Source organism: Alcaligenes faecalis, assembly GCF_041521385.1.
Taxonomy (GTDB): Bacteria; Pseudomonadota; Gammaproteobacteria; order Burkholderiales; family Burkholderiaceae_B; genus Alcaligenes; species Alcaligenes faecalis_E.
Genome location: NZ_CP168006.1, coordinates 107,283 through 126,643, shown reverse-complemented (window position 1 = coordinate 126,643; position 19,361 = coordinate 107,283). Strand labels below are relative to the sequence as shown.

At 55.4% G+C, this 19,361-nt stretch carries 18 protein-coding genes and 1 tRNA gene; 10 read left to right on the top strand and 9 right to left on the bottom strand.

Annotation, left to right across the window (positions count from 1 at the left end; all coding sequences use genetic code 11):
- The first annotated feature begins 18 nt into the window (after positions 1-18).
- From ACDI13_RS00595 to ACDI13_RS00580, 4 genes are all read left to right on the top strand, one after another.
- The gene (locus ACDI13_RS00595) at positions 19-1,977 is read left to right on the top strand and encodes a SurA N-terminal domain-containing protein (protein ID WP_316991189.1); all 1,959 of its coding nucleotides are present in this window, start codon (positions 19-21) and stop codon (positions 1,975-1,977) included.
- 69 nt (positions 1,978-2,046) lie between these two features.
- Complete coding sequence (locus tag ACDI13_RS00590) at positions 2,047-2,919, top strand: peptidoglycan DD-metalloendopeptidase family protein (protein WP_316991188.1); 873 nt, start codon at positions 2,047-2,049, stop codon at positions 2,917-2,919.
- A 21-nt stretch (positions 2,920-2,940) separates the two neighbouring features.
- A complete protein-coding gene (locus ACDI13_RS00585; RefSeq protein WP_009457111.1) occupies positions 2,941-3,624 on the top strand; it encodes an AzlC family ABC transporter permease in 684 nt (227 codons plus the stop codon).
- A 9-nt stretch (positions 3,625-3,633) separates the two neighbouring features.
- Positions 3,634-3,978, top strand: coding sequence for an AzlD domain-containing protein (locus ACDI13_RS00580; RefSeq protein ID WP_316991187.1), 345 nt, complete (start codon positions 3,634-3,636; stop codon positions 3,976-3,978).
- Between the two features lie 190 nt (positions 3,979-4,168).
- Here the strand turns inward: ACDI13_RS00580 and ACDI13_RS00575 are convergent, their stop codons facing one another.
- The 6 genes from ACDI13_RS00575 to ACDI13_RS00550 form a co-directional block, all read right to left on the bottom strand.
- Complete coding sequence (locus tag ACDI13_RS00575) at positions 4,169-6,448, bottom strand: bifunctional (p)ppGpp synthetase/guanosine-3',5'-bis(diphosphate) 3'-pyrophosphohydrolase (RefSeq protein ID WP_316991186.1); 2,280 nt, start codon at positions 6,446-6,448, stop codon at positions 4,169-4,171.
- Positions 6,449-6,469: 21 nt separating this feature from the next.
- Complete coding sequence (rpoZ, locus tag ACDI13_RS00570; RefSeq protein WP_003799665.1) at positions 6,470-6,673, bottom strand: DNA-directed RNA polymerase subunit omega; 204 nt, start codon at positions 6,671-6,673, stop codon at positions 6,470-6,472.
- A gap of 35 nt (positions 6,674-6,708) precedes the next feature.
- Positions 6,709-7,353: a guanylate kinase gene (gene gmk / locus ACDI13_RS00565; protein WP_372372593.1), complete on the bottom strand. Its 645-nt coding sequence runs from the start codon at positions 7,351-7,353 to the stop codon at positions 6,709-6,711.
- A 37-nt stretch (positions 7,354-7,390) separates the two neighbouring features.
- Positions 7,391-7,720, bottom strand: coding sequence for a hypothetical protein (locus tag ACDI13_RS00560; RefSeq protein ID WP_372372592.1), 330 nt, complete (start codon positions 7,718-7,720; stop codon positions 7,391-7,393).
- Positions 7,721-7,735: 15 nt separating this feature from the next.
- Positions 7,736-8,518 carry an exodeoxyribonuclease III gene (gene xth / locus ACDI13_RS00555; RefSeq protein WP_372372591.1) on the bottom strand — a complete coding sequence of 261 codons (783 nt, stop codon included), beginning with the start codon at positions 8,516-8,518 and terminating at the stop codon, positions 7,736-7,738.
- 563 nt (positions 8,519-9,081) lie between these two features.
- Positions 9,082-9,155 (bottom strand) — tRNA-Cys (locus ACDI13_RS00550).
- A 165-nt stretch (positions 9,156-9,320) separates the two neighbouring features.
- Between ACDI13_RS00550 and ACDI13_RS00545 the strand changes: the two genes are divergently transcribed.
- Positions 9,321-11,588, top strand: coding sequence for an arginine/lysine/ornithine decarboxylase (locus ACDI13_RS00545; RefSeq protein WP_316988581.1), 2,268 nt, complete (start codon positions 9,321-9,323; stop codon positions 11,586-11,588).
- A 191-nt stretch (positions 11,589-11,779) separates the two neighbouring features.
- Here ACDI13_RS00545 and ACDI13_RS00540 read toward each other — a convergent pair whose 3' ends face one another.
- The gene (locus tag ACDI13_RS00540) at positions 11,780-12,673 is read right to left on the bottom strand and encodes a LysR family transcriptional regulator (protein WP_316988578.1); all 894 of its coding nucleotides are present in this window, start codon (positions 12,671-12,673) and stop codon (positions 11,780-11,782) included.
- Between the two features lie 285 nt (positions 12,674-12,958).
- On the opposite strand from ACDI13_RS00540, the gene ACDI13_RS00535 reads away from it, so the two are divergent.
- On the top strand, positions 12,959-13,099 hold the full coding sequence (locus ACDI13_RS00535; protein WP_021446543.1) for a hypothetical protein: 141 nt from the start codon (positions 12,959-12,961) through the stop codon (positions 13,097-13,099).
- 69 nt (positions 13,100-13,168) lie between these two features.
- Here the strand turns inward: ACDI13_RS00535 and ACDI13_RS00530 are convergent, their stop codons facing one another.
- Both ACDI13_RS00530 and ACDI13_RS00525 read right to left on the bottom strand, forming a co-directional pair.
- Positions 13,169-13,954 (bottom strand): isocitrate lyase/phosphoenolpyruvate mutase family protein, encoded by a 786-nt coding sequence (locus ACDI13_RS00530; RefSeq protein ID WP_316988579.1) that lies wholly within the window; start codon positions 13,952-13,954, stop codon positions 13,169-13,171.
- A 61-nt stretch (positions 13,955-14,015) separates the two neighbouring features.
- Positions 14,016-14,477, bottom strand: a complete 462-nt coding sequence (locus ACDI13_RS00525; RefSeq protein WP_316988580.1) for a universal stress protein — start codon at positions 14,475-14,477, stop codon at positions 14,016-14,018.
- Between the two features lie 193 nt (positions 14,478-14,670).
- Here ACDI13_RS00525 and ACDI13_RS00520 point away from each other — a divergent pair, with 193 nt between their 5' ends.
- The 4 genes from ACDI13_RS00520 to ACDI13_RS00505 all read left to right on the top strand — a co-directional run bounded on the left by ACDI13_RS00520 (position 14,671) and on the right by ACDI13_RS00505 (position 19,314).
- Positions 14,671-15,852, top strand: coding sequence for an acetyl-CoA C-acyltransferase family protein (locus ACDI13_RS00520; RefSeq protein WP_316988180.1), 1,182 nt, complete (start codon positions 14,671-14,673; stop codon positions 15,850-15,852).
- Positions 15,853-16,132: 280 nt separating this feature from the next.
- Complete coding sequence (locus ACDI13_RS00515) at positions 16,133-17,305, top strand: acetyl-CoA C-acyltransferase (RefSeq protein WP_316988181.1); 1,173 nt, start codon at positions 16,133-16,135, stop codon at positions 17,303-17,305.
- Between the two features lie 180 nt (positions 17,306-17,485).
- The gene (locus ACDI13_RS00510) at positions 17,486-18,247 is read left to right on the top strand and encodes a spermidine synthase (protein ID WP_316988182.1); all 762 of its coding nucleotides are present in this window, start codon (positions 17,486-17,488) and stop codon (positions 18,245-18,247) included.
- 98 nt (positions 18,248-18,345) lie between these two features.
- Positions 18,346-19,314, top strand: coding sequence for an ABC transporter substrate-binding protein (locus ACDI13_RS00505; protein ID WP_372372588.1), 969 nt, complete (start codon positions 18,346-18,348; stop codon positions 19,312-19,314).
- The last annotated feature ends 47 nt before the right edge of the window (positions 19,315-19,361 follow it).

Sequence of the window (19,361 nt, the reverse complement as noted above, 5' to 3'; positions counted from 1 at the left end):
GAAAGTAGGTGATGATTAATGTTCGAGATTATCCGTAAGAACCAACGCGTCATGCAGCTGGTCCTGTTAGTGCTGATTTTGCCGTCTTTTGTATTGATTGGCGTCAGCGGCTATTCCAGCTACGTTTCTGGCGATAGCGATATTGTCAAAGTTGGCGATAGCGCCATTACCTCCCAGGAATTTGATCGTGCGCGCCGCATGCAGCTGGACGATATGCAGCGCAACAATCCTTCCGGTTTTGATCTGGCCCAGGCCGACAGCCTGGAAAGCCGTCGTGCATTGTTGGAATCCTTGATTGATCAGCGAGTACAAATTGAAGTGGCGACTGCTGCTCGCTTCAACGTTTCCGACATTGCCCTGCGCGACTACATCGCCACGATGCCGGAGTTTCAGGAAAACGGCGTTTTTTCACCCGCCCTTTACAGTCAGGTTTTGGCCTCGGCTGGTATCGATACCCGTGATTTCGAGCAAAGTCAGCGTGGTCAGTTAGCTCTGCAACGTGTGCTTGGCCCCGTCGCTGCCAGCACCTCGATGCTGCCCAGCGTCATGAACAAACTGGAAATCGCCCTGACCGAAGAGCGCGGTGTGCGCACTCGCAGTTTTCTGACCCGTGACTTTGAAGCTGGGGTTCAGATCAGCGATGCAGACCTGCAGGCTTGGTACGATGCCAACAAGCAATCGCTGGAGCTGCCACAGCAAGTCAAGGTGGAGTACCTGCTGCTGAATGAGGCCGCAGCGTTCAAGGATCTGCCTACCCCTACTGACGAACAGCTCAAGCAGTATTACGAGCAAAATAAGGCACGCTATGTGCAGGCTGGCCGCGTGAATATCAGCCATATTTTGGTGAACGTGCCAGCGGGCGCTTCTGATAGCGAACGCGAAGTGGCTCAGACCAAAGCTCGTGAGCTGGCTGAAAAAGCCCAGGCCAATAAAGAAGGCTTTGCCGACTTGGCGCGTGCCAATTCCCAGGATGAAGGCAGTGCCCGCGAAGGTGGCGAACTGGGTTGGATCAGTAAAGGTTCTTGGCCCAGTGTGTTGGAAAATGCCGTATTTGCCCTGAAAAAGGGTGATGTATCCGGCGTGATCGAAGGCCCCAACGGTTTCCATATTTTCAAGAGCAATGAGGTTCAGCCTGAGCAAGGCGAGTCTTTTGAGCAGGCCCGCAGCAAGGTGCAGGAAGAAGTGCGCAAGCAACTGGCCTCCGAACGCTTTGCTGATATGGCCAGCAAGCTGACCAACCTGGTCTACGACAATGAAGACAGTCTGGAGGCGGCGGCCAATGCTTTGGGTTTGACTTTGAAGCAAGCTGAAGGTATCAGCCGTCAAGGTTTGATTCCTGCGTCGCAAGTAGAAGGTGAGCTGGCTGCTGCCAATAGTCCCGATGTGGCCGTGCTGGATGATAACCGTGTGCGTCAGGCATTGTTCAATGCCGAGGCGCTGGCGTCACGCAAGAATGCGGGTGTTGTCGAAGTGTCTCCTGATACCTTGATTGCCCTGCGGGTGATCGACGTAACAGACGCCCATGTGCCCGCACTGGATAAAGTACGTACGATTGCTGAGGAAAACCTGCGCCGTGAAAAGGCCGCTGCCCTGGCGGTGCAAGCGGGTGAAGACTACCTGAAACAGTTGCAAGCCGGTAGCGAACCAGAAGATTTCTCGGCTCAGTTTGCCGTGAGTCGTGCTGAATTCCCGGAAATGGATGAAGCCTTGCTGAACAAGGTTCTGGCCAAGCCCGTGGACAAGCTGCCTGCATATGTGGGTGATCGTCAGCCCCAGGGTTACACCGTCGTGCAGATTCTGAGTCACCAACCTGGTAAGGCGGGCAATCCTGGTCTGGACATGTTGACGGCACAACTGACGCAAGCCATGGCTCGTACCGAGACCCAAGCTGTTCTGCAAGCGATGCGTGTGCAAGAGAAGGTACAGATTCTGCCTGAAGCGGAAAAAGAGTTGACCTCCAGCGGTGAGGATGAATAAAACGGCTTGAATCAGGGCCGGTAACCCTGGAGCTTCCAAGCTCCAGGGTGTTTTTCAAAGAGTATTCTGATGAATCACACTGATATTTCCCTGGTACGGCGGCGCCTTTTAGGCGCCGCAACTGTTTGGGGGCTGACCGCTCCGTGGCTGGCGCAGGCTGCGCCCCAGCAGGGCACGTTTATTGAGCGTACCTTGCATCGTCCTGTGCCGGGCGGGGTGGCGGTGCTGGATTTGGGCACGGGTGGCTCAGCCCCGGTGGTGCACTTCAATGGCAACCGTGTCCTGGTGATTCACGATGCTGACCAGCGATGGAAAGCCATTGTGGGGCTGGACCTGAAAACCCAGCCGGGCCAGCACAGCATCTCGGTACAGGGGCAGTCGGGTGTGGCCTTTCAGGTAGGGAGCAAGCGTTACCGAGAACAGCGCATTACCTTGAAAAACAAGTCTCATGTGAATCCAGACCCGCAGCAGCAGGCCCGTTTTGAGCGTGAGTATAAAGAGCAGATGGAAGCGTACGCCAGCTTCCGCACAGAAGGCCCCAGCAATGTGGTTTTTGAAAAGCCGGTGCCGGGTCGCCTGACCAGTCCTTTTGGCCTGCGCCGTTTCTTCAATGGCCAAGAGCGTAATCCGCATTCGGGTCTGGACTTTGCCGCAGCTACCGGCACGGCGGTCAAAGTCCCTGCTGACGGAATTGTCACCATCGTGGCGGACTACTTCTTTAACGGTAAAACCGTATTTGTGGATCATGGCCAGGGCCTGATCACCATGTTCTGCCACTTGTCGGCCTTTGACGTGCGTGTGGGTGATCGCGTCAGTAAAGGTGATGTCGTGGGGCGTTCCGGTGCGACGGGGCGTGCGACCGGCCCTCATTTGCACTGGAATGTCAGTCTGAATAACGCGCGGGTTGATCCCGCTATCTTTATTGGTGCATTCCAGGCCTAGGTGGGCGCGGCAAGGTTTTTCATGATCATCGGTTCGGCATATCGACGGGGCTTGCGAGACAGCGCCTCTATCGCTTTGGGCTATGTCCCTGTCGCGATTTCCTTTGGCTTGACGGCGGTGCATGCCGGCTTGTCGCCCTGGTTGGCAGTGATGGTGTCCCTGATTGTGTATGCCGGGGCCAGCCAGTTCATTTTGATCAGTCTGCTGGTCGCCGGCGCCGCCTATCCCAGTATTTTGGGCATTGTGCTACTGATGAACCTGCGTCATGTGTTCTATGGGCCGACCTTGATGGGCTTTTTTACCGGCCCCAGAACTGTGTCCAGTCTGTTTATGGCTCCTGGCCTGACCGATGAAGTCTTTGCCGCTTCCGCCGCTGGGGTGGCTCGCCAGCCAGCCCAGGAGCAGGAGTCCTGGTACTGTGGCTTGCAACTGGGTTCCTACCTGTCCTGGGTGCTGGGCACTGCCGTAGGGGCTTTCTTTGCCAGCGACTTGCTGGGTCAATCCCCCGTGTTGGAAAAGACTTTGGGGTTTGTCTTGCCCGCTTTGTTCTTCGCCTTGCTGTTGGAAATCCGCCGATCTGCCCCTTTGCCGGTACTGGTGGCTGCGGCTGTGGGGGCGGTGCTGGCCATGGCTTTCCTGCCCTCGTATCTGGCCATTATTGTGGGTATGCTGGCCGGTGGCTTGATGGCCCTGCGCCGCGCTTAAGGAGTAGAGATGGATTGGAGTTTTCTGCTCATGATTGTGCTGGCGGGCGTAGGCACATTTTTGATTCGTTACCTGCCTTTGCGTCTGGGTGGACGACAAGGCAAGGCGGACCCCAGTCGCGTTTCGATCTGGCCGCGACTGTTTGGAGCAATCGGCCCGGCAGGCGTGGTGTCTTTGCTGGTCGTGTCCCTGATCTCCTTGCTGCGCCCTGAGCAACTACCTCTGGACTTGCCGCCTTTGCTGGCGGGTCTGGCAGGGGTGCTGTTGGGCCGTCGTTGGCCGGGTGGCATTGCGGGTTCAACACTGACTGGCGTGCTCGCCTACGGCCTGTGCGTGGCTTATGTGGGGGTATAAGCCGCTTGTCGCCCTGTTGCTGCTGTTGTGAAATCAGAGCTCATGAGCCGGTAGGGAGGAGCTCATCTACGGACTGATCCAGCTCGTGTGCGAGGCTCTGGCATAGGGGGGCAGTGCAATGAGTTTTGTAAAAACGCCTGCTATTGAGCAGGCGTTTTTTGTACGGCTGAAAGCTGGTTTGCAACCGGGCTTAACCTTTCACACGCACAATCTTCTGAACTTGTGGTACATGGCGAATTGCTCGGATCACGCGGGCCAAGTGAGTACGGCTATCCACCTGAACGGTCAGATGTAGCACCGATGTTGCCGCTGATTCGTCCGGCATGGAAATATGCAGGATATTGGAGTCGGCATCGGTAATTTCAGCAGCCAGACGGCCCAGGACACCGCGCTCGTTGATGGCAGTGACATCCAGACGGGTAGACAGGTGGCGGGCGGTATTGCTATCCCACATTACTGGAACCCAACGCTCGGGCTCTTTGGCCTGGGCGCGTTGTGCCACCGCGCATTCAGCCATATGAACGACTAGGCCATGACCTAGACGGATGCCGCCAATAATGGCGTCGCCGGGCAGAGGACCGCAGCACGGTGCTAACTGTACGGCCTGACCCTCGTTCCCGTGGATCAGAATAGGTGCTGAGGTGTTGGCGCTGATTTCGTCAAATTCTGCGGCTGTGGTTTCCAGCAGGGAGCTTTCTGGCGCAAAACGACGAGCCACAACGGCAGCCAGACGCTTGCCTAAACCGATATCAGCCAGAATTTCTTCACGTGACGCTGCGCCCGAGCCCTTGGCCAGCTTGTCCCAATTGGGATCGTCGTCGGTGGCATGTGGCAGCCCCAGCTGATCCAATGCTTGATCCAGTAGGCGGCGACCAAAGGCGACGGATTCTTCGTATTTAACTGTGCGCAGGTAGTGGCGGATTTCCGAACGGGCACGGCCGGAACGCACGTAGTTCAGCCACTGAGCACTTGGGCGGGCAGCAGGGGAGGTAATGATCTCCACCGAGTCACCGCTTTTCAGCTCGGTGCGCAGCGGGGCAAACTCGCCATTGATCTTGGAGGCAACTGCGTGATTGCCGATGTCGGTATGGATGCTGTAGGCAAAGTCCACCGGTGTCGCGCCGCGTGGCAGGGAGATAATCTTGCCTTTGGGCGTATGGACGTAAACCGCATCGGGGAACAGGTCGACTTTGACGTGTTCCAGGAATTCTGTGGAGTCACCGGTCTGGCTTTGAATATCCAGCAGGGATTGCAACCAACGATGTGTGCGCTTTTGTAGATCGTTCAGGGTGACGTCGTCTTCTTTGTACAACCAGTGAGAGGCCACGCCTTCTTCGGCCACGTGGTCCATTTCGCGGGTGCGGAACTGGAACTCGACGGGGGTGCCGTAGGGGCCAATCAAGGTGGTGTGCAGGGACTGGTAGCCATTCACTTTGGGGATGGCAATGTAGTCCTTGAATTTGCCCGGTACGGGGCGATACAACTGGTGCAGCGTGCCCAAGGACAAATAGCACTCGGGTAGGGTATGCACAATGATGCGAAAGCCGTAAATATCCAGCACGTCCGAGAAGGACTTCTTCTGCTCGACCATCTTGCAGAAAATGCTGTAGAGCGACTTTTCTCGGCCAGAGATTTCAGCATCAATCCCGGCAGCAGGCAGAGCGATCTTGACGGCTTCAGTGATCTTGCCCAGCACTTCACGGCGGTTGCCTCGAGCGGCCAGCAAGGCCTTGTGCAGTACCTTGTAGCGATTGGGGTAGATGGCCTTGAAGCAGCGGTCCTGAAGCTCGCGGAACAGGGCGTTCAGGCCCAGGCGATGTGCAATCGGCGCGTAAATATCCAGGGTTTCCTGGGCTACGCGGCGGCGTTTTTCCGGCTTGACGGCGTCCAGCGTGCGCATATTGTGCAAGCGGTCAGCCAGCTTGATCAGGATGACGCGTACATCGCGCGACATGGCCAGCAGCATCTTGCGAAAGCTGTCGGCCTGTTGCTGCGTCTTGGTGGCAAATTCCAGGCGCTCCAGCTTGGACAAGCCGTCCACAATCTCGGCCACATCGGTACCGAATTTTTCAGCCAGTTCCTGCTTGGTGACGTCCTGGTCTTCGATCACATCGTGCAGCAGGGCCGACATCAGGGCATCGGTATCCAGCTTCCAGCCCGCACAGATTTCCGTGACGGCTATGGGGTGCGAGATATAGGGTTCGCCACTGGCGCGAAACTGCCCCAAGTGAGCCTGATCGGAGAAACGATAGGCCTCCCGTACCCGTTCTACATCTTTCGGGTCCAGGTACTGCGAGATGATCTTGGTGAGCGGAGCCAGCGAGGCAATAGGTGGGTTGGCACTTTCCTGAGCGGCTTGTGCCAGCGCCGGGGCGTTCTTTTCCTTAGGCTTGCGACGACCTAGCCGTGAACCTTTTTTAAGGACGGCCAACAGCCCAGACGATGCGCCCCGTAAACCTGAAAATGCCATACCGTGCTCCGCTTGTGCCTATCAGGTAGGAACTTTGCGCAGCATTTCCAGACCGGTCGCGCCGGAGGCGATTTCTCGCAGGGCGGTAACCGTAGGCTTGTTCTTGCTTTCCAGGCGTGGTTCGTGGCCTTGAGCCAGTTCGCGCGCACGGTAGGCGGCTGCCAAGGTGAGCTTAAAGCGATTGGGGACTTGCTCCAGGCAGTCCTCGATAGTGATGCGAGCCATAGTAGACCTGTTATCAAAAAGAAATAAGAAGGAGATCAGCCCTGATTCAGCAGGGCATCTGCGCCTAATTGTTGAAAGAGTTGGCGATGCCGTACTGACTGAGTGGCAGTGCGCAAACGACTGGCCTGCACAATACTCAATAGCTGCTGTAATGCCGTATCAAAATCCTCATTGATAATAGCATATTGACAGTCATGAACATGGGCGATTTCGTGCTCGGCGGCCTCGACGCGACGGGCAATGATCGCGTCACTGTCCTGTCCGCGTTTGCGCAAACGCGCCTCCAAGGTGGGCAAGGAGGGCGGCAGAATGAAAATGCCTACGGCTTCGGGGAAATGTTCGCGTGCCAAACGGGCGCCTTGCCAGTCGATTTCCAGCAACACATCACGGCCTACATTCAGGGCTTTCTGAATGGGCTCGCGGGGCGTGCCGTAGTAGTTGTCATGCACCTTGGCCCATTCCAGCATGGCGTTTTCTGCGACCATGCTTTCAAAGCGCGGCTTGTCCACAAAGAAGTAGTGCTCGCCATCGCTCTCGCCGGGGCGAGGGGCGCGGGTGGTGGCCGAGATGGACAGCATGATGTTGGAATCATTGGCCAAGAGGGCGTTGACCAGACTGGATTTGCCCGCCCCGCTGGGGGCGACAACCATAAAAACAGTGCCAGGATAGCTCGTGGACATGGAGAGCAGACTCTAGAGGTGAATTTTTATAAAAGAATTAATTACTGCTTGGGTCGGTTTGTCCGAACTCAGTCAAGACGGCCATGATGCTGGCCTGGTCCGCGCACAGAAAGACCACCGTGTCATTCGGGTTCATGGAAAACAGAACCTCTTCCACTTCTCGTGGGGCATCTTTGGACTGAGCAATGGCCATCACGTGAACATCGCCGCCGGCTTCGAATTGCTCGGGTGGGACAATATTGGCGACTGCATCCAGATCAGGTTCGCTGATGGCCAGATAGGCCCAGACCTTGTGTTCCTCTTCCAAGGTGATCTCAAGCACATAGGCTGAGTCAGTCTGCTCAATGATTTCGCTTTGAATTTGCATAATGAAATGAGTGTGTCAGCTAAAAGACAAGGTGGCGGTAACGGGCGCGTGGTCCGAAGGCTGTTCATTGGCACGTGGTTCGCGGTCAATATCGCAGGCCGAGCAACGGGCCTTGAGCTCGTCGGACAGCAGGGCGTGGTCAATACGCAGTCCGGCATCGCGGCGAAAGGCAAAACGACGATAGTCCCACCAGGTAAAAGGGCTGCCGCTTTGTTCAAACAAGCGGTAGGCGTCGTGCAAGCCTAGGGCCAGCAAACGCTCGAAGGCTGCCCGCTCGGGTGGGGAGACCAAAACATCATCAGCCCACTTCGCAGGGTCGTGAACGTCCTGGTCGGCTGGGGCAATATTATAGTCGCCCAGAATGGCCAGGCGGGGATACTGCTGCAATTCTTTTTCCAGCCAGTCGTGCAAGGCAGCAAACCATTCCAGCTTGTAGCTGTACTTCTCGCTCTCCAGCGATTGCCCGTTGGGGCAGTAGGCACAGATCACACGCACCGGGCCATCAGGAGAAGGGTAGGTGGCCGCCAGCAGACGCTGTTGCGGATCTTCGTAATTGGGCAGATTGCGTTGCACATCCGTGCCAGGCTCACGCGAAATCAGGGCCACACCGTTATAGGTTTTTTGACCCGCCCAGTGCGCGTGGTAGCCGATTTCCTGAAACGCCTCCAAAGGAAAACGCTCGTCGGGCAGTTTCAGCTCTTGAAGACACAGCACGTCTACGGGGTTGGCGGCCAGCCAGTCCAGAACTTGAGGAAGACGGACGTTCAGGGAGTTCACGTTCCAGGTAGTGAGTTTCATGGTGTCAGATAATTCAAATTGATCAGAGAAAGCCGCTGGAGCAGGGCTTTATCGATAGAGGTGGTGCAGAGGCGGCCATCAGCGTGTCGGAAACAGGCAAGAGGGCACTTGGCGTGCGCGAATGCCGCCATCATATCAGCGTCAGCCAGGGGCTGGTTTTAAAGCCAGCGATGCCACGAGGCTGAAAAGGATCATTGGGTTTCTCTTTGTTCTAGGTCGTAGTAAAAAACCGACATGTTCAGACAATCAATTTGCCCTCAAACCATTTGCATGTAACAGCTACAAAGTCCGGGCTCAAGACCTGAATGGCATTGAGGGCAGATTGATGTTTTTAGGGCACTAAAAAGAGGGTTTTTTGGGCAGGTCACGCGCCTGCTTGTGTTAAATTGCAGGCCAAGTTGGAACGGTAGGCCAAAATCGATGGAATTGCTTGGCCGCAGCGCGTAGTACAAGGATTTGCCGTGCAGGAAAAGGGAATAAAAAAATCGCCGTAATGGCGACTTTTTCTGTGTGATCAAAACCGGAAAGAAGGCCAGTTTTGTCTGTCTTGAATGCAAGCAAGATGGAGGCGTGTGCTGGAATCGAACCAACCTGAACGGATTTGCAGTCCGTCACATAGCCAATCTGTCACCACGCCTTTTGTTTTGTCCTGGGACATGTAGAATTATGCCCAAGGACGTAGGGAAAAGCAAGTGTCACATGACGGGACGTGAAAATCGGTACGATCTGCTGCACAAAAGCGACTGGCGTCCCTCCCTTTTTTTGCCGCCCCTGCGGCGCTCCCTTGTATTAAGGACATGGCATGCAATATCAATTCCCCATTGTGATCATCGATGAGGATTTTCGTTCTGAAAATGCGTCTGGTCTGAGCATTCGTGTATTAGCAGATGCGATCGAGGCCGAAGGCTTCGAGGTGTTGGGAACCACCAGTTATGGCGATTTGAGTCAATTTGCCCAGCAGCAAAGTCGTGCCAGCGCGTTTATTTTGTCCATCGATGATGAGGAGTTCACGCAAGATGGAGATAGCGCCCCGGCGCTGGTCAATCTGCGTGCCTTTATTCGGGCTGTGCGTCGTCGCAATACGGATGTGCCTATTTATGTGTATGGCGAGACTAAAACGGCTCGTCATATGCCAAACGATATCTTGCGTGAGCTGCAAGGCGTCATTCATATGTTCGAGGACACGCCCGAGTTCGTGGCGCGTCACATCGTGCGTGAAGCGCGCAGCTATGTGGAAGGTGTCAAGCCCCCGTTTTTGAAAGCCTTGCTCGATTACGCAGAGGACGGTTCCTACTCCTGGCACTGCCCTGGTCACTCGGGCGGTGTGGCCTTTCTGAAAAGCCCGGTCGGGCAGATTTTTCATCAGTTCTTTGGTGAGAACATGTTGCGTGCCGACGTGTGCAACGCCGTCGAAGAGCTGGGTCAATTGCTGGACCACAATGGGGCCATTGGGGCCAGTGAGCGCAATGCTGCACGTATTTTCAACGCTGATCACTGCTTTTTCGTGACCAACGGTACCAGCACCAGCAACAAGATTGTCTGGCACCACGCGGTGGCGCCGGGCGATGTGGTGGTTGTGGACCGCAACTGCCATAAATCCATTTTGCACAGCATTGTCATGACGGGCGCTATCCCCGTGTTTTTGCGTCCTACGCGTAACCACTTCGGGATTATTGGCCCAATTGCACGCAGTGAGTTTGATATCGAGACCATTCGCGAGAAGATCCGCAAGCACCCCTTGCTTTCGCACCTGGATGCCGACACGGTCAAACCCCGTGTGTTGACGCTGACTCAGTCCACCTACGACGGCATTATTTACGACACTCAAGAGATCAAGAATGCCGTGGACGGTTACGTGGAAGTGCTGCACTTTGACGAGGCCTGGATTCCGCATGCGGCTTTCCATCCGTTTTATGGTCAGTTCCATGCCATGGGCAAGAACCGTCCGCGTCCTCAGGAAACCATGGTGTTCTCCACGCAGTCCACACACAAGCTGCTGGCCGGTTTGAGCCAGGCCAGCCACGTGCTGGCGCAGGACTCGGTCACCCGTAGCCTGGACCGTCATTTGTTCAATGAGGCCTACCTGATGCACACCAGCACCAGCCCGCAGTACGCGATTATTGCGTCCTGCGATGTGGCTGCTGCCATGATGGAGCCACCCGGTGGCCGTGTGCTGGTTGAAGAAAGCATTATTGAAGCGTTGGACTTTCGTCGTGCCATGCGCAAGGTTGAGTCCCAGTTTGATGAGGACGACTGGTGGTTTAAGGTCTGGGGCCCGCCAACACTGACAGAGGACGGTGTGGGCAAGCCTGAGGACTGGATTATCACAGATGATGTTGAGCACAGCGAATGGCACGGCTTTGGCCCCTTGGCTGATGGCTTTAATATGCTCGATCCGATCAAGGCGACGATAGTTACCCCCGGCCTGGATCTGACGGGTACCTTTGGTGAAACCGGGATTCCGGCCTCCATCGTGACAAAGTTCCTGGCGCAGCGTGGCGTGATTGTGGAGAAGATTGGCTTGTACAGCTTCTTCATTATGTTCACCATTGGCATTACCAAAGGCCGTTGGAATTCCCTGGTGACGGCATTGCAGCAGTTCAAGGATGATTACGATCGTAACTTGCCTGTCTGGCGTGTTTTGCCGCAATTTGCACGTCAGTATCCTTGCTACGAAGAAATGGGCTTGCGTGATTTGTGCCAGCACGTGCACCAGCTTTACGCCAGGCACAACATTGCCCGCCTGATGACAGAAATGTATTTGTCAGATGTGGTGCCTGTCATGCGTCCAGCCGATGCGTTTGCCTGCATTGCGCAGCGTCGTACGGAACGGGTAGAAATTGATCAGTTGGAAGGTCGTGTGACCACCAACCTGATCACACCTTACCCGCCCGGTATCCCACTGTTGATTCCTGGCGAAGCCTTCAACAAGACGATTGTGGATTTTCTGAAGTTCTCGCGTGAATTGCATCGCCAGTGCCCTGGCTTTGGTACAGATATCCACGGTTTTGTCGAAGAGGTCGATGCTTCCGGTCAGAAGCGTTACTACGTGGACTGCGTGGCACAGTAATGCGGTTTGCTATCCAGGGCCGGGGCAGGGAGTCGGCCTTGGGATAGAGCAGAAAAGCAAGCGGGCCTGGTGATGGACCTTCAAGACTCTGGAAAACTTCCAGACTTGAAGTGTCTTTCATCAGGTCTTTTTTTATGGGCTGTCCGTCTGCTACACACTCGGCGCCGGTGTGTTCTGGTTGCAGGGTTGATCTACAGGCTTTGAGCCGTGCGCAAAGCACATTCCAGCAGCCGTGAAGTCAGTGCTTGGGGATCCCGGTCTGCCCGCAAGATCGCCACAACCCGCCGTTGCAGGGTAGGTTGCTCAATCGGGTATTTGTGCAGATTGTGCTCGTGCAACAAACTGTCGGGAATGCGGCTGGGCAAGATACAGTCCCCCAATCCTGAAGCGACCAGCCGCAACATGGCGTCGATGGTTTCGACTTCCGCTACAAATTCGGGATGCAGACCGCTGCGGTGAATCATGCGGCGCAAGGCGTAGTGGGGCGGAAAGCCGATCAAGCGCAAGGTTTGGTGACTTAAATCTGCATTGGGAAAAGACTCTTGCTTGGCGGAGATGCGGCACATTTGATCGTCAAACAAGGTGTGCGAGACTAGGCCGCCACAGTCCACTGCCGAGTCGTATACAAAGCCGATATCAGCCTTGCCACTTTCCACCAAGGCCACTACCTCGGGCGAGCTGCGCCCCAACAAGGACAAATTCACGGCTGGGTGTGAGCTCATGAAAGCGGCAGCGACATCGGACATGAAGTAGTAGCTTAATGTGTGTACGGTAGCCAGCCTCACCGTGCCCGAATTGACGCCATGATCCTGGCGCATGGCATGGACAGCACCGTCAATGCTGCTGTAAGCAGGCTCAATGGCTTGGCGCAACCGCTCGCCTGCATCATTCAGGGTGACTCCGCGTCCGGTGCGCGTAAACAGGGTTTGGCCCAGGCTCTGTTCCAGGGTGTTTAATTGTTTGCTCAGGCTGGATTGGCTTTGTTCCAAATCGTCAGCGGCTTTGCTGACCGAACCCAGTTGTGCGATGCGTAAAAAGTAGCGCAAGGAACGATCCAGATTGTCGATGGAGCGGAAATCATGCATGCCATTGTCTCTTTATTGTTTTACTTAACTGCGTGAAAAGTACTTTTTTCTGGGGGCTTGTGCTCGGGCAGGGAGCGGTATCTGCAGAACTGTTATTTTGGCTGGAGTTGTCTATGAAAAACCCTTGTTTTGAATTTCTCTTATTTCTCTTTAACGTCGGCTAATTTGCTTTCATAATGTGCTCATAGTATTGTTGAAATTGATTTGTGGTCTAATCATTGATATAATAAAGAAATCGGGGCGCTAAGGGCAGTGCCCCCTGGCGATATTGAGCAGGAGTTATTCGTGAGCAAATCGAAACCAGTACGTCGTAAACAGGCTTTTGAGGTTGAGCCCCTGAATTGGGTGGCTCCCAAGAAAGCAGTCGTAGAAACCGATCAGGAAGCCAAAGTGGACGCCTCCAGCGACCAGGCTCAGGACAGCTAAGTTCTGACTGAAGGGTTAAAAAGCGCAAGCCATGTTGCTTGCGCTTTTTTTATGCCTGTCCGTTTTGCATTAAGACCAGCGGCGATGAGCTTGGGTGGGGGGTAGATGCCCTTGTTCCAGCAACTGCAGGCTGGCTTGTTCAAACCGGTTCCACGTGGCTAGCGCCAGTTGTGAGCCTGTGCTGACACGGCGCACGCCTATGGCAGCCAAATCAGGGACGTTGAGCCCCGGATGAATCAGCAGCACATTGACGGGCGTAGGCGCCAGGGCCTGGACAACGAGAGCAATGTCGCCCAGTTCACGTAAACCGGGGGCATAGACTACATCGGCGCCCGCCTGAGCAAAGGCTTGCAGCCGGGTGATGGTTTGTTTCAGGTTCAACGTACCAATCAGCATGCCTTCACTGCGTCCTACTAATAGAACGTCCTCGCCGCTGTTGTAAATGGCTCGCTTGGCTGCTTGTATGCGAGCCACCGCCAGATCCAGCTCGTACAGCTTGTCTCCATGGCGATCTTCGATGGATAAACCTGCAATGCCGGTTTCAATGGCCAGGCGGACGTTTTCGGCGACCTGTTCCGGCTCATCGGCAAATCCGTTTTCAAAGTCGGCATTGAGCGGTAGATTCGTGCAGCCTGCCAGCTCCCGCAAATGCGCCAGCAGTGCATCGAGGCCCACTTCAAAATCTTCCAGGCCGTTTGACCAGGCAAAAGCTGCGCTACTGCTGGCAATCGCCTGAGCACCCAAACGTTCCAGGCGCTTGGCCCCGCCTATATCCCAAGGGTTGGGCAAAATCAGTAGGCCGCTTTCATGCAAAGCTCGAAAACGGCGACGTTTTTCCTGTGTGCTGATAGTCATGCGGAGCTCCCGAGAATAAAAAACGCAAACCGAAGTTTGCGTTTTGATGCCTGGCCATGTTTTATTTTTTCTTGGCTTTCTTGCGGATCACCAGTACGGGGATTTCCGAGTAGGTCAGGACGTGCTGGGTTTCGCTGCCCAAAAGCAGGCGCTTGTAGCCCTTGCGGCCATGCGAGGACATGATGATCAGGTCGGCGTTTTGTTTTTCAGCGGTAGAAATAATGGCGTCGGCCACCAGTTCCGATTTCACCACCAAGCTCTTGACCGACACACCAATGTCTTTACCGGCTTGTTTGACAGCCGCCAGCTCGGATTGCGCGTGCTCGAGCCAAGAGGCTTCGATACGGCTATCGAGCTTCTGGTCAATAATGGGGCCGCCCTCCAGGTAGCTTTGGCGATAGCGCGGGATGACGCGCAGGGCCAGCAATTTGGCGCCGCTGGTTTTGGCCAGATTCAGGGCATGGGTGACAGCGTGGGCGGACAGTTCTGAGCCGTCGGTGCAGACCAGGATACGCTCGTACATGAGGGGGAATCCTATAAAAAGGGTTATCAAGAACGTGTCTTGTGGGTAAGGTATCAAACCATACTGCGAATTACGGTCTTTGTGTCTGCTTTATGGTTTTCCATGGCAGCCGTGTATATTCGAGTGGACGTTTTTGTCAGCTTGGCTTTTTTATGCTGGTCATCATATCCCAATGGGATTGAGGGAGATTCATATGAAAGAAGTGCTTGTCGTCCAGGCATGCCGTACCGCGATTGGTGATTTTGGTGGTGGACTCAAGAATGTGTCGCCCATCGAAATGGGCGCCACGGTGTTGCGCGCGGTACTGGACAGAAGTGGCGTATCGGCGGCAGACGTTCAGCATGTCGTGATGGGGCAGGTTATCCAAACCGAGCCGCGCGATATGTACTTGTCGCGTGTGGCCTCGGTCCAGGCAGGCGTGGGACATGGAACACCAGCCATGAACGTCAACCGTTTGTGCGGCTCAGGTCTGCAAGCCATTGTGTCGGCCGCGCAGGGCATTCTGGTGGGTGATGCCAAGGTGGCCTTGGCAGGCGGAGCAGAGAGCATGAGTCGGGCGCCTTATATGTCCAGTGCGCATCGCTGGGGGGCTCGCATGGGTGACTCGGTCATGATGGATATGATGACCGGCGCGCTGACCGATCCGTTTGATCGTGTTCATATGGGCATCACAGCCGAAAATGTGGCCCGTCAATACGGCGTGACCCGTGCCGATCAGGATGAACTGGCACTGGAATCGCACCAGCGTGCGCGTCGCGCGATCGAGCAAGGCTACTTTAAAGAGCAGATCGTGCCTATTATCCAGAAAAGCCGCAAGGGTGAGATCGTGTTTGATCAGGACGAGCACGTACGTCTGGATGCCACGATGGAGAACTTTACCGGCCTGAAACCTGTGTTTATGCCTGAAGGCGGCAGTGTGACGGCAGGCAATGCCTCGGGCCTGAACGATGGTGCTGCTGCTGTCTTGCTGATGTGTGCGGAAGAAGCACGTCAACGCGGTCTGAAGCCGTTGGCCAAGCTGGTGTCCTGGGGGCATGCCGGGGTGGATCCCAGCATTATGGGTATTGGTCCTGTGCCAGCAACTCGTTTGGCTTTGGAGCGCGCCGGTTTGAGCGTGTCGGATCTGGATGTGATCGAGTCTAACGAAGCTTTTGCTGCCCAAGCGTGCGCGGTGGTGCGTGAACTGGGTCTGGATCCGGCACGTGTGAACCCCAATGGTAGTGGTATCAGTCTGGGTCACCCTATTGGCGCGACTGGTGCCGCGATTACGGTCAAGGCATTGCACGAATTGCAGCGTGTCCAAGGTCGTTATGCGCTGGTCACCATGTGCATTGGTGGCGGGCAGGGGATTGCGGCGATTTTCGAGCGCCCTTGAGTCTGAAAGATAGCGCCTCTCTGATGTAGCTCAGAGAACAAGAAAACCGGAAGTGGAGTCAAACCACTTTCCGGTTTTTTTTTGGCCTATGAAACACCGTAAAGATCAGGCTGCTGCCCAGCTTTTTAGGAACCGTTCAAAACGTCGACTTGATTATTTGTTGTTGTAGAGGCCCCTAAGTATCCCGCCAATTGCATTGAATTGTTTTAAAAATCATACGTGGCTTGTGTGGTTGAACACGAGGCCGTTGCTGTATCTCGTCAGAAAAAAGGAGATTCGTATGCAAAACGTTGTCCTGGTTCAGGCGTGTCGAACCGCGTTTGGTAACTTTGGTGGTTCGTTACGGAGTGTGCCCCCCGTTGAGATGGGCGCTGCTGTTATGCAGGAAGTGTTGGGCAGAAGCAAAGTCTCTGCCTCGGAGGTGGAGCAGGTGGTAATGGGGCAGGTGGTGCTGACTGAGCCTCAGGATATCTATTTGGCCCGGGCGGCCTCCATGAGGGTGGGGGTCGCTCATGAGGCGGTCGCCATGAGCGTGAATCGTTTATGTGCATCAGGTTTGCAGGCCATTATTTCGGCAGCACAAGCGATTGTATTGGGTGAGGCCCGGGTGGCCTTGGCTGGCGGTGTTGAAAGCACCAGTCGAATACCGTATATGGCGACGTCCCAGCGTTGGGGGAGCCGCATGGGTAATGTGGCCTTGGTCGATGTCCTGTCGGAAATCTTCATCAGCCCGTTGACTCGGGAGCATGTGGGGGTGACGGGGGAGAATGTCGCCAGAAAGTACGGTGTGTCTCGTTGTGAACAGGATCAGTTGGCCCTGGAGTCGCATCGTCGAGCGGCTCGCGCCATTGAGAACGGATACTTTAAAGAGCAGATCGTCTCGATGGCGGCTCATGATGGGACCATGTTCGAGCAAGATGAGCATGTTCGGCATGATGGCAGTCTGGAGCAGCTTGCCGCCTTGAAGCCTATTTTCCAGAGCGACGGGGGGACGGTGACGGCCGGTAATATCCTGGGTTTGGCGGATGCGGCGGCGGTGGTGTTGATGATGGAAGAGGGGCAGGCGCGTCGTCAAGGTTTGAAACCCATGGGCAAGCTCCGTTCATGGGCACATGCGGGCGTGGATCCACAGTTGGCGGGTATGGGGCCGGTGCCGTCGACTCGCTTGGCGCTCAAGAGAGCGGGACTGACGGTCGCTGATATTGATGTGATCGAGTCTAATGAAGCGTTTGCGGCACAGGTGTGCGCCGTTGCCAAGGAGCTGGATTTTGATCCAGAGCGTGTCAACCCGAATGGCGGCAGTATCAGTATGGGTCATCCCTTGGGGGCGACAGGGGCGGCACTGGTGGTCAAGGCTTTGCACGAGTTGCAGCGTATCCAGGGCCGGTATGCGCTGGTGACCATGTGTCATGGCGGCAGCGAGGGCGTGGCCCTGATTATCGAACGTCAGTGAGCCGTTCTCATCAAGTGATCGCTGTTATGATGGCGCCTTGCTAAACAACGCCGGAAGGGGCGCAGTGCCACCTCCGGCGTTGTTTTCTCTGTCTGCAGGGTATGTCCAGGTTCAGATTGCTGGGGGAAAGTTGCTTCTGCCTGAGCCGGGCCACCTGACTGATTTGCAAGGAAGAGTTTCATGGCTGGTGAGCAGGGGGACGATAGTCCTACGTTGTCAGAAAGCGAAGGGATCCGTTATCTGCACTTTGGTACGGAGTGGATTCAAGGTGCCATGCGTATACGCAAACCCGCTGAATTGGTCTTGGCCTACACACAACAAATGATGGCCTGGCTGCTATTTATGGAAGACCCCAAACCCGAACATAAACTGGCCATTCTGGGCCTGGGGGCGGGCTCCTTGCTACGTTTCTGTTTGAAGCAGACCCGCAGTCAGGTGCAGACGGTGGAATGGAACCCGTCAGTGATCGGCATGTGCAATGCCTTCTTCCGGCTGCCGCGCAGTCCGCGCTCCCTGATTGATCAAGCCGATGCCGGTATCTGGGTACAAGACAGTGATCAGCACAGCCAGTATCGCGCCTTGATGGTGGACTTGTATGATGCGCATGCGGAAGGCCCGGTGCGCGATAGTCTGGAGTTTTACCAGGATTGTCGCGCCATTCTGGACGATGAGGGCATCATGACCGTCAATCTTTTTGGCGCGCACCCCAGCTTCAAACATAATATTGACAACATCCGTGAGGCCTTTGATGGCAAAGTATTACTCTTGCCCGAAATGGATGAGGGCAATCAAGTGATTCTGGCCTTCAAGGGCAGCACACTGGAGATGACGGCCGGAGAGCTGTTGAATCGGGCCGAGCAGGTGCAGGCCGATTATGGGTTACCGGCCACACGTTGGGCCAGGGAACTGTTGTCGTTTCGTCGGCAGATGCTAGACCAGTAAGGTGGTAGGGCAGGGATTACCTCAAGGGTCAAAGTCTCGCTGTTCGCGTTAGACTTAACACCTAAAATTTTCGTTTTTTGCATCTAAGGAGTAATTGGATGAAGCTGATCAGATCGGTGCATCAGGTGGCGGCCGCGTTGGCTTGTGTGGGATTGATGTCGGGCGCTGCGGTTCATGCGCAATCTGTATCGGTATCGTCGATTGTGGAACATCCGGCCTTGGACGCCATTAAGGATGGGGTACACAAAGCACTGACCGATGCCGGTTACAACGAAGCCTCGGGTTTCAAATGGCAGTTTCAGACTGCGCAGGGCAACCCTGCCATTGCCGCCCAGATCGCTCGTAAGTTCGTTGGCGACAAGGCTGACGTGATTGTGGCGATTTCCACTCCTTCGGCTCAGGCCGTCGTATCAGCAACCAAAACCATTCCTGTGGTGTACTCGGCGGTGACTGATCCCGTGGTGGCGCATCTGGTGCCCAGCATGGAGCCGTCCGGCACCAACGTGACGGGTGTGTCTGACGCTCTGGCATTGGAAGCCCAGGTTGATCTGATCAAGAAAATCGTTCCCGATGCCAAGCGTGTGGGTATGGTATACAACCCCGGTGAAGCCAACTCGGCTGTGGTCGTCAAGGAAATGAAAGAGCTGCTGCCCAAGCACGGTATGACGCTGGTAGAGGCTACGGCTCCTCGTACTGTGGACGTCGGGGCGGCTGCCCGTAGCCTAGTGGGCAAGGTCGATGTGATCTACACCAATACTGATAACAACGTGGTGTCCGCTTACGAGTCCTTGGTCAAGGTCGGTAACGATGCCAAGGTGCCCTTGATTGCGTCGGACACGGATAGTGTGGCCCGTGGTGCAATTGCGGCTTTGGGTGTGAACTATTACGACCTGGGTCTGCAAACCGGTCAACAGGTGATCCGTATTCTGAAGGGTGAAAAACCTGGCGATATGGCCTCCGAGACCAGCAGCAATCTGGAACTGTATGTCAATCCGGGCGCTGCCAAGCGCCAAGGCGTTTCGCTTAACGAGGACTTCGTGAAGTCCGCTACAAAAATCGTCGAATAAGCCTGAGCTGACTGCTTCTTGCAGGTGGGTTGCCACAAGCTGCCCGC

Bases quoted from the DNA above. Each gene is read 5' to 3' on its own strand.
- ACDI13_RS00545 (WP_316988581.1), top strand. From the start codon at position 9,321: ATGCAATATCAATTCCCCATTGTGATCATCGATGAGGATTTTCGTTCT.
- ACDI13_RS00510 (WP_316988182.1), top strand. From the start codon at position 17,486: ATGGCTGGTGAGCAGGGGGACGATAGTCCTACGTTGTCAGAAAGCGAA.
- gmk (WP_372372593.1), bottom strand. From the start codon at position 7,353: ATGTCCACGAGCTATCCTGGCACTGTTTTTATGGTTGTCGCCCCCAGC.
- ACDI13_RS00580 (WP_316991187.1), top strand. From the start codon at position 3,634: ATGGATTGGAGTTTTCTGCTCATGATTGTGCTGGCGGGCGTAGGCACA.
- ACDI13_RS00505 (WP_372372588.1), top strand. From the start codon at position 18,346: ATGAAGCTGATCAGATCGGTGCATCAGGTGGCGGCCGCGTTGGCTTGT.
- ACDI13_RS00530 (WP_316988579.1), bottom strand. From the start codon at position 13,954: ATGACTATCAGCACACAGGAAAAACGTCGCCGTTTTCGAGCTTTGCAT.
- ACDI13_RS00595 (WP_316991189.1), top strand. From the start codon at position 19: ATGTTCGAGATTATCCGTAAGAACCAACGCGTCATGCAGCTGGTCCTG.
- ACDI13_RS00575 (WP_316991186.1), bottom strand. From the start codon at position 6,448: ATGGCATTTTCAGGTTTACGGGGCGCATCGTCTGGGCTGTTGGCCGTC.
- ACDI13_RS00515 (WP_316988181.1), top strand. From the start codon at position 16,133: ATGCAAAACGTTGTCCTGGTTCAGGCGTGTCGAACCGCGTTTGGTAAC.
- xth (WP_372372591.1), bottom strand. From the start codon at position 8,518: ATGAAACTCACTACCTGGAACGTGAACTCCCTGAACGTCCGTCTTCCT.
- rpoZ (WP_003799665.1), bottom strand. From the start codon at position 6,673: ATGGCTCGCATCACTATCGAGGACTGCCTGGAGCAAGTCCCCAATCGC.
- ACDI13_RS00590 (WP_316991188.1), top strand. From the start codon at position 2,047: ATGAATCACACTGATATTTCCCTGGTACGGCGGCGCCTTTTAGGCGCC.
- ACDI13_RS00560 (WP_372372592.1), bottom strand. From the start codon at position 7,720: ATGCAAATTCAAAGCGAAATCATTGAGCAGACTGACTCAGCCTATGTG.
- ACDI13_RS00585 (WP_009457111.1), top strand. From the start codon at position 2,941: ATGATCATCGGTTCGGCATATCGACGGGGCTTGCGAGACAGCGCCTCT.
- ACDI13_RS00525 (WP_316988580.1), bottom strand. From the start codon at position 14,477: ATGTACGAGCGTATCCTGGTCTGCACCGACGGCTCAGAACTGTCCGCC.
- ACDI13_RS00520 (WP_316988180.1), top strand. From the start codon at position 14,671: ATGAAAGAAGTGCTTGTCGTCCAGGCATGCCGTACCGCGATTGGTGAT.
- ACDI13_RS00540 (WP_316988578.1), bottom strand. From the start codon at position 12,673: ATGCATGATTTCCGCTCCATCGACAATCTGGATCGTTCCTTGCGCTAC.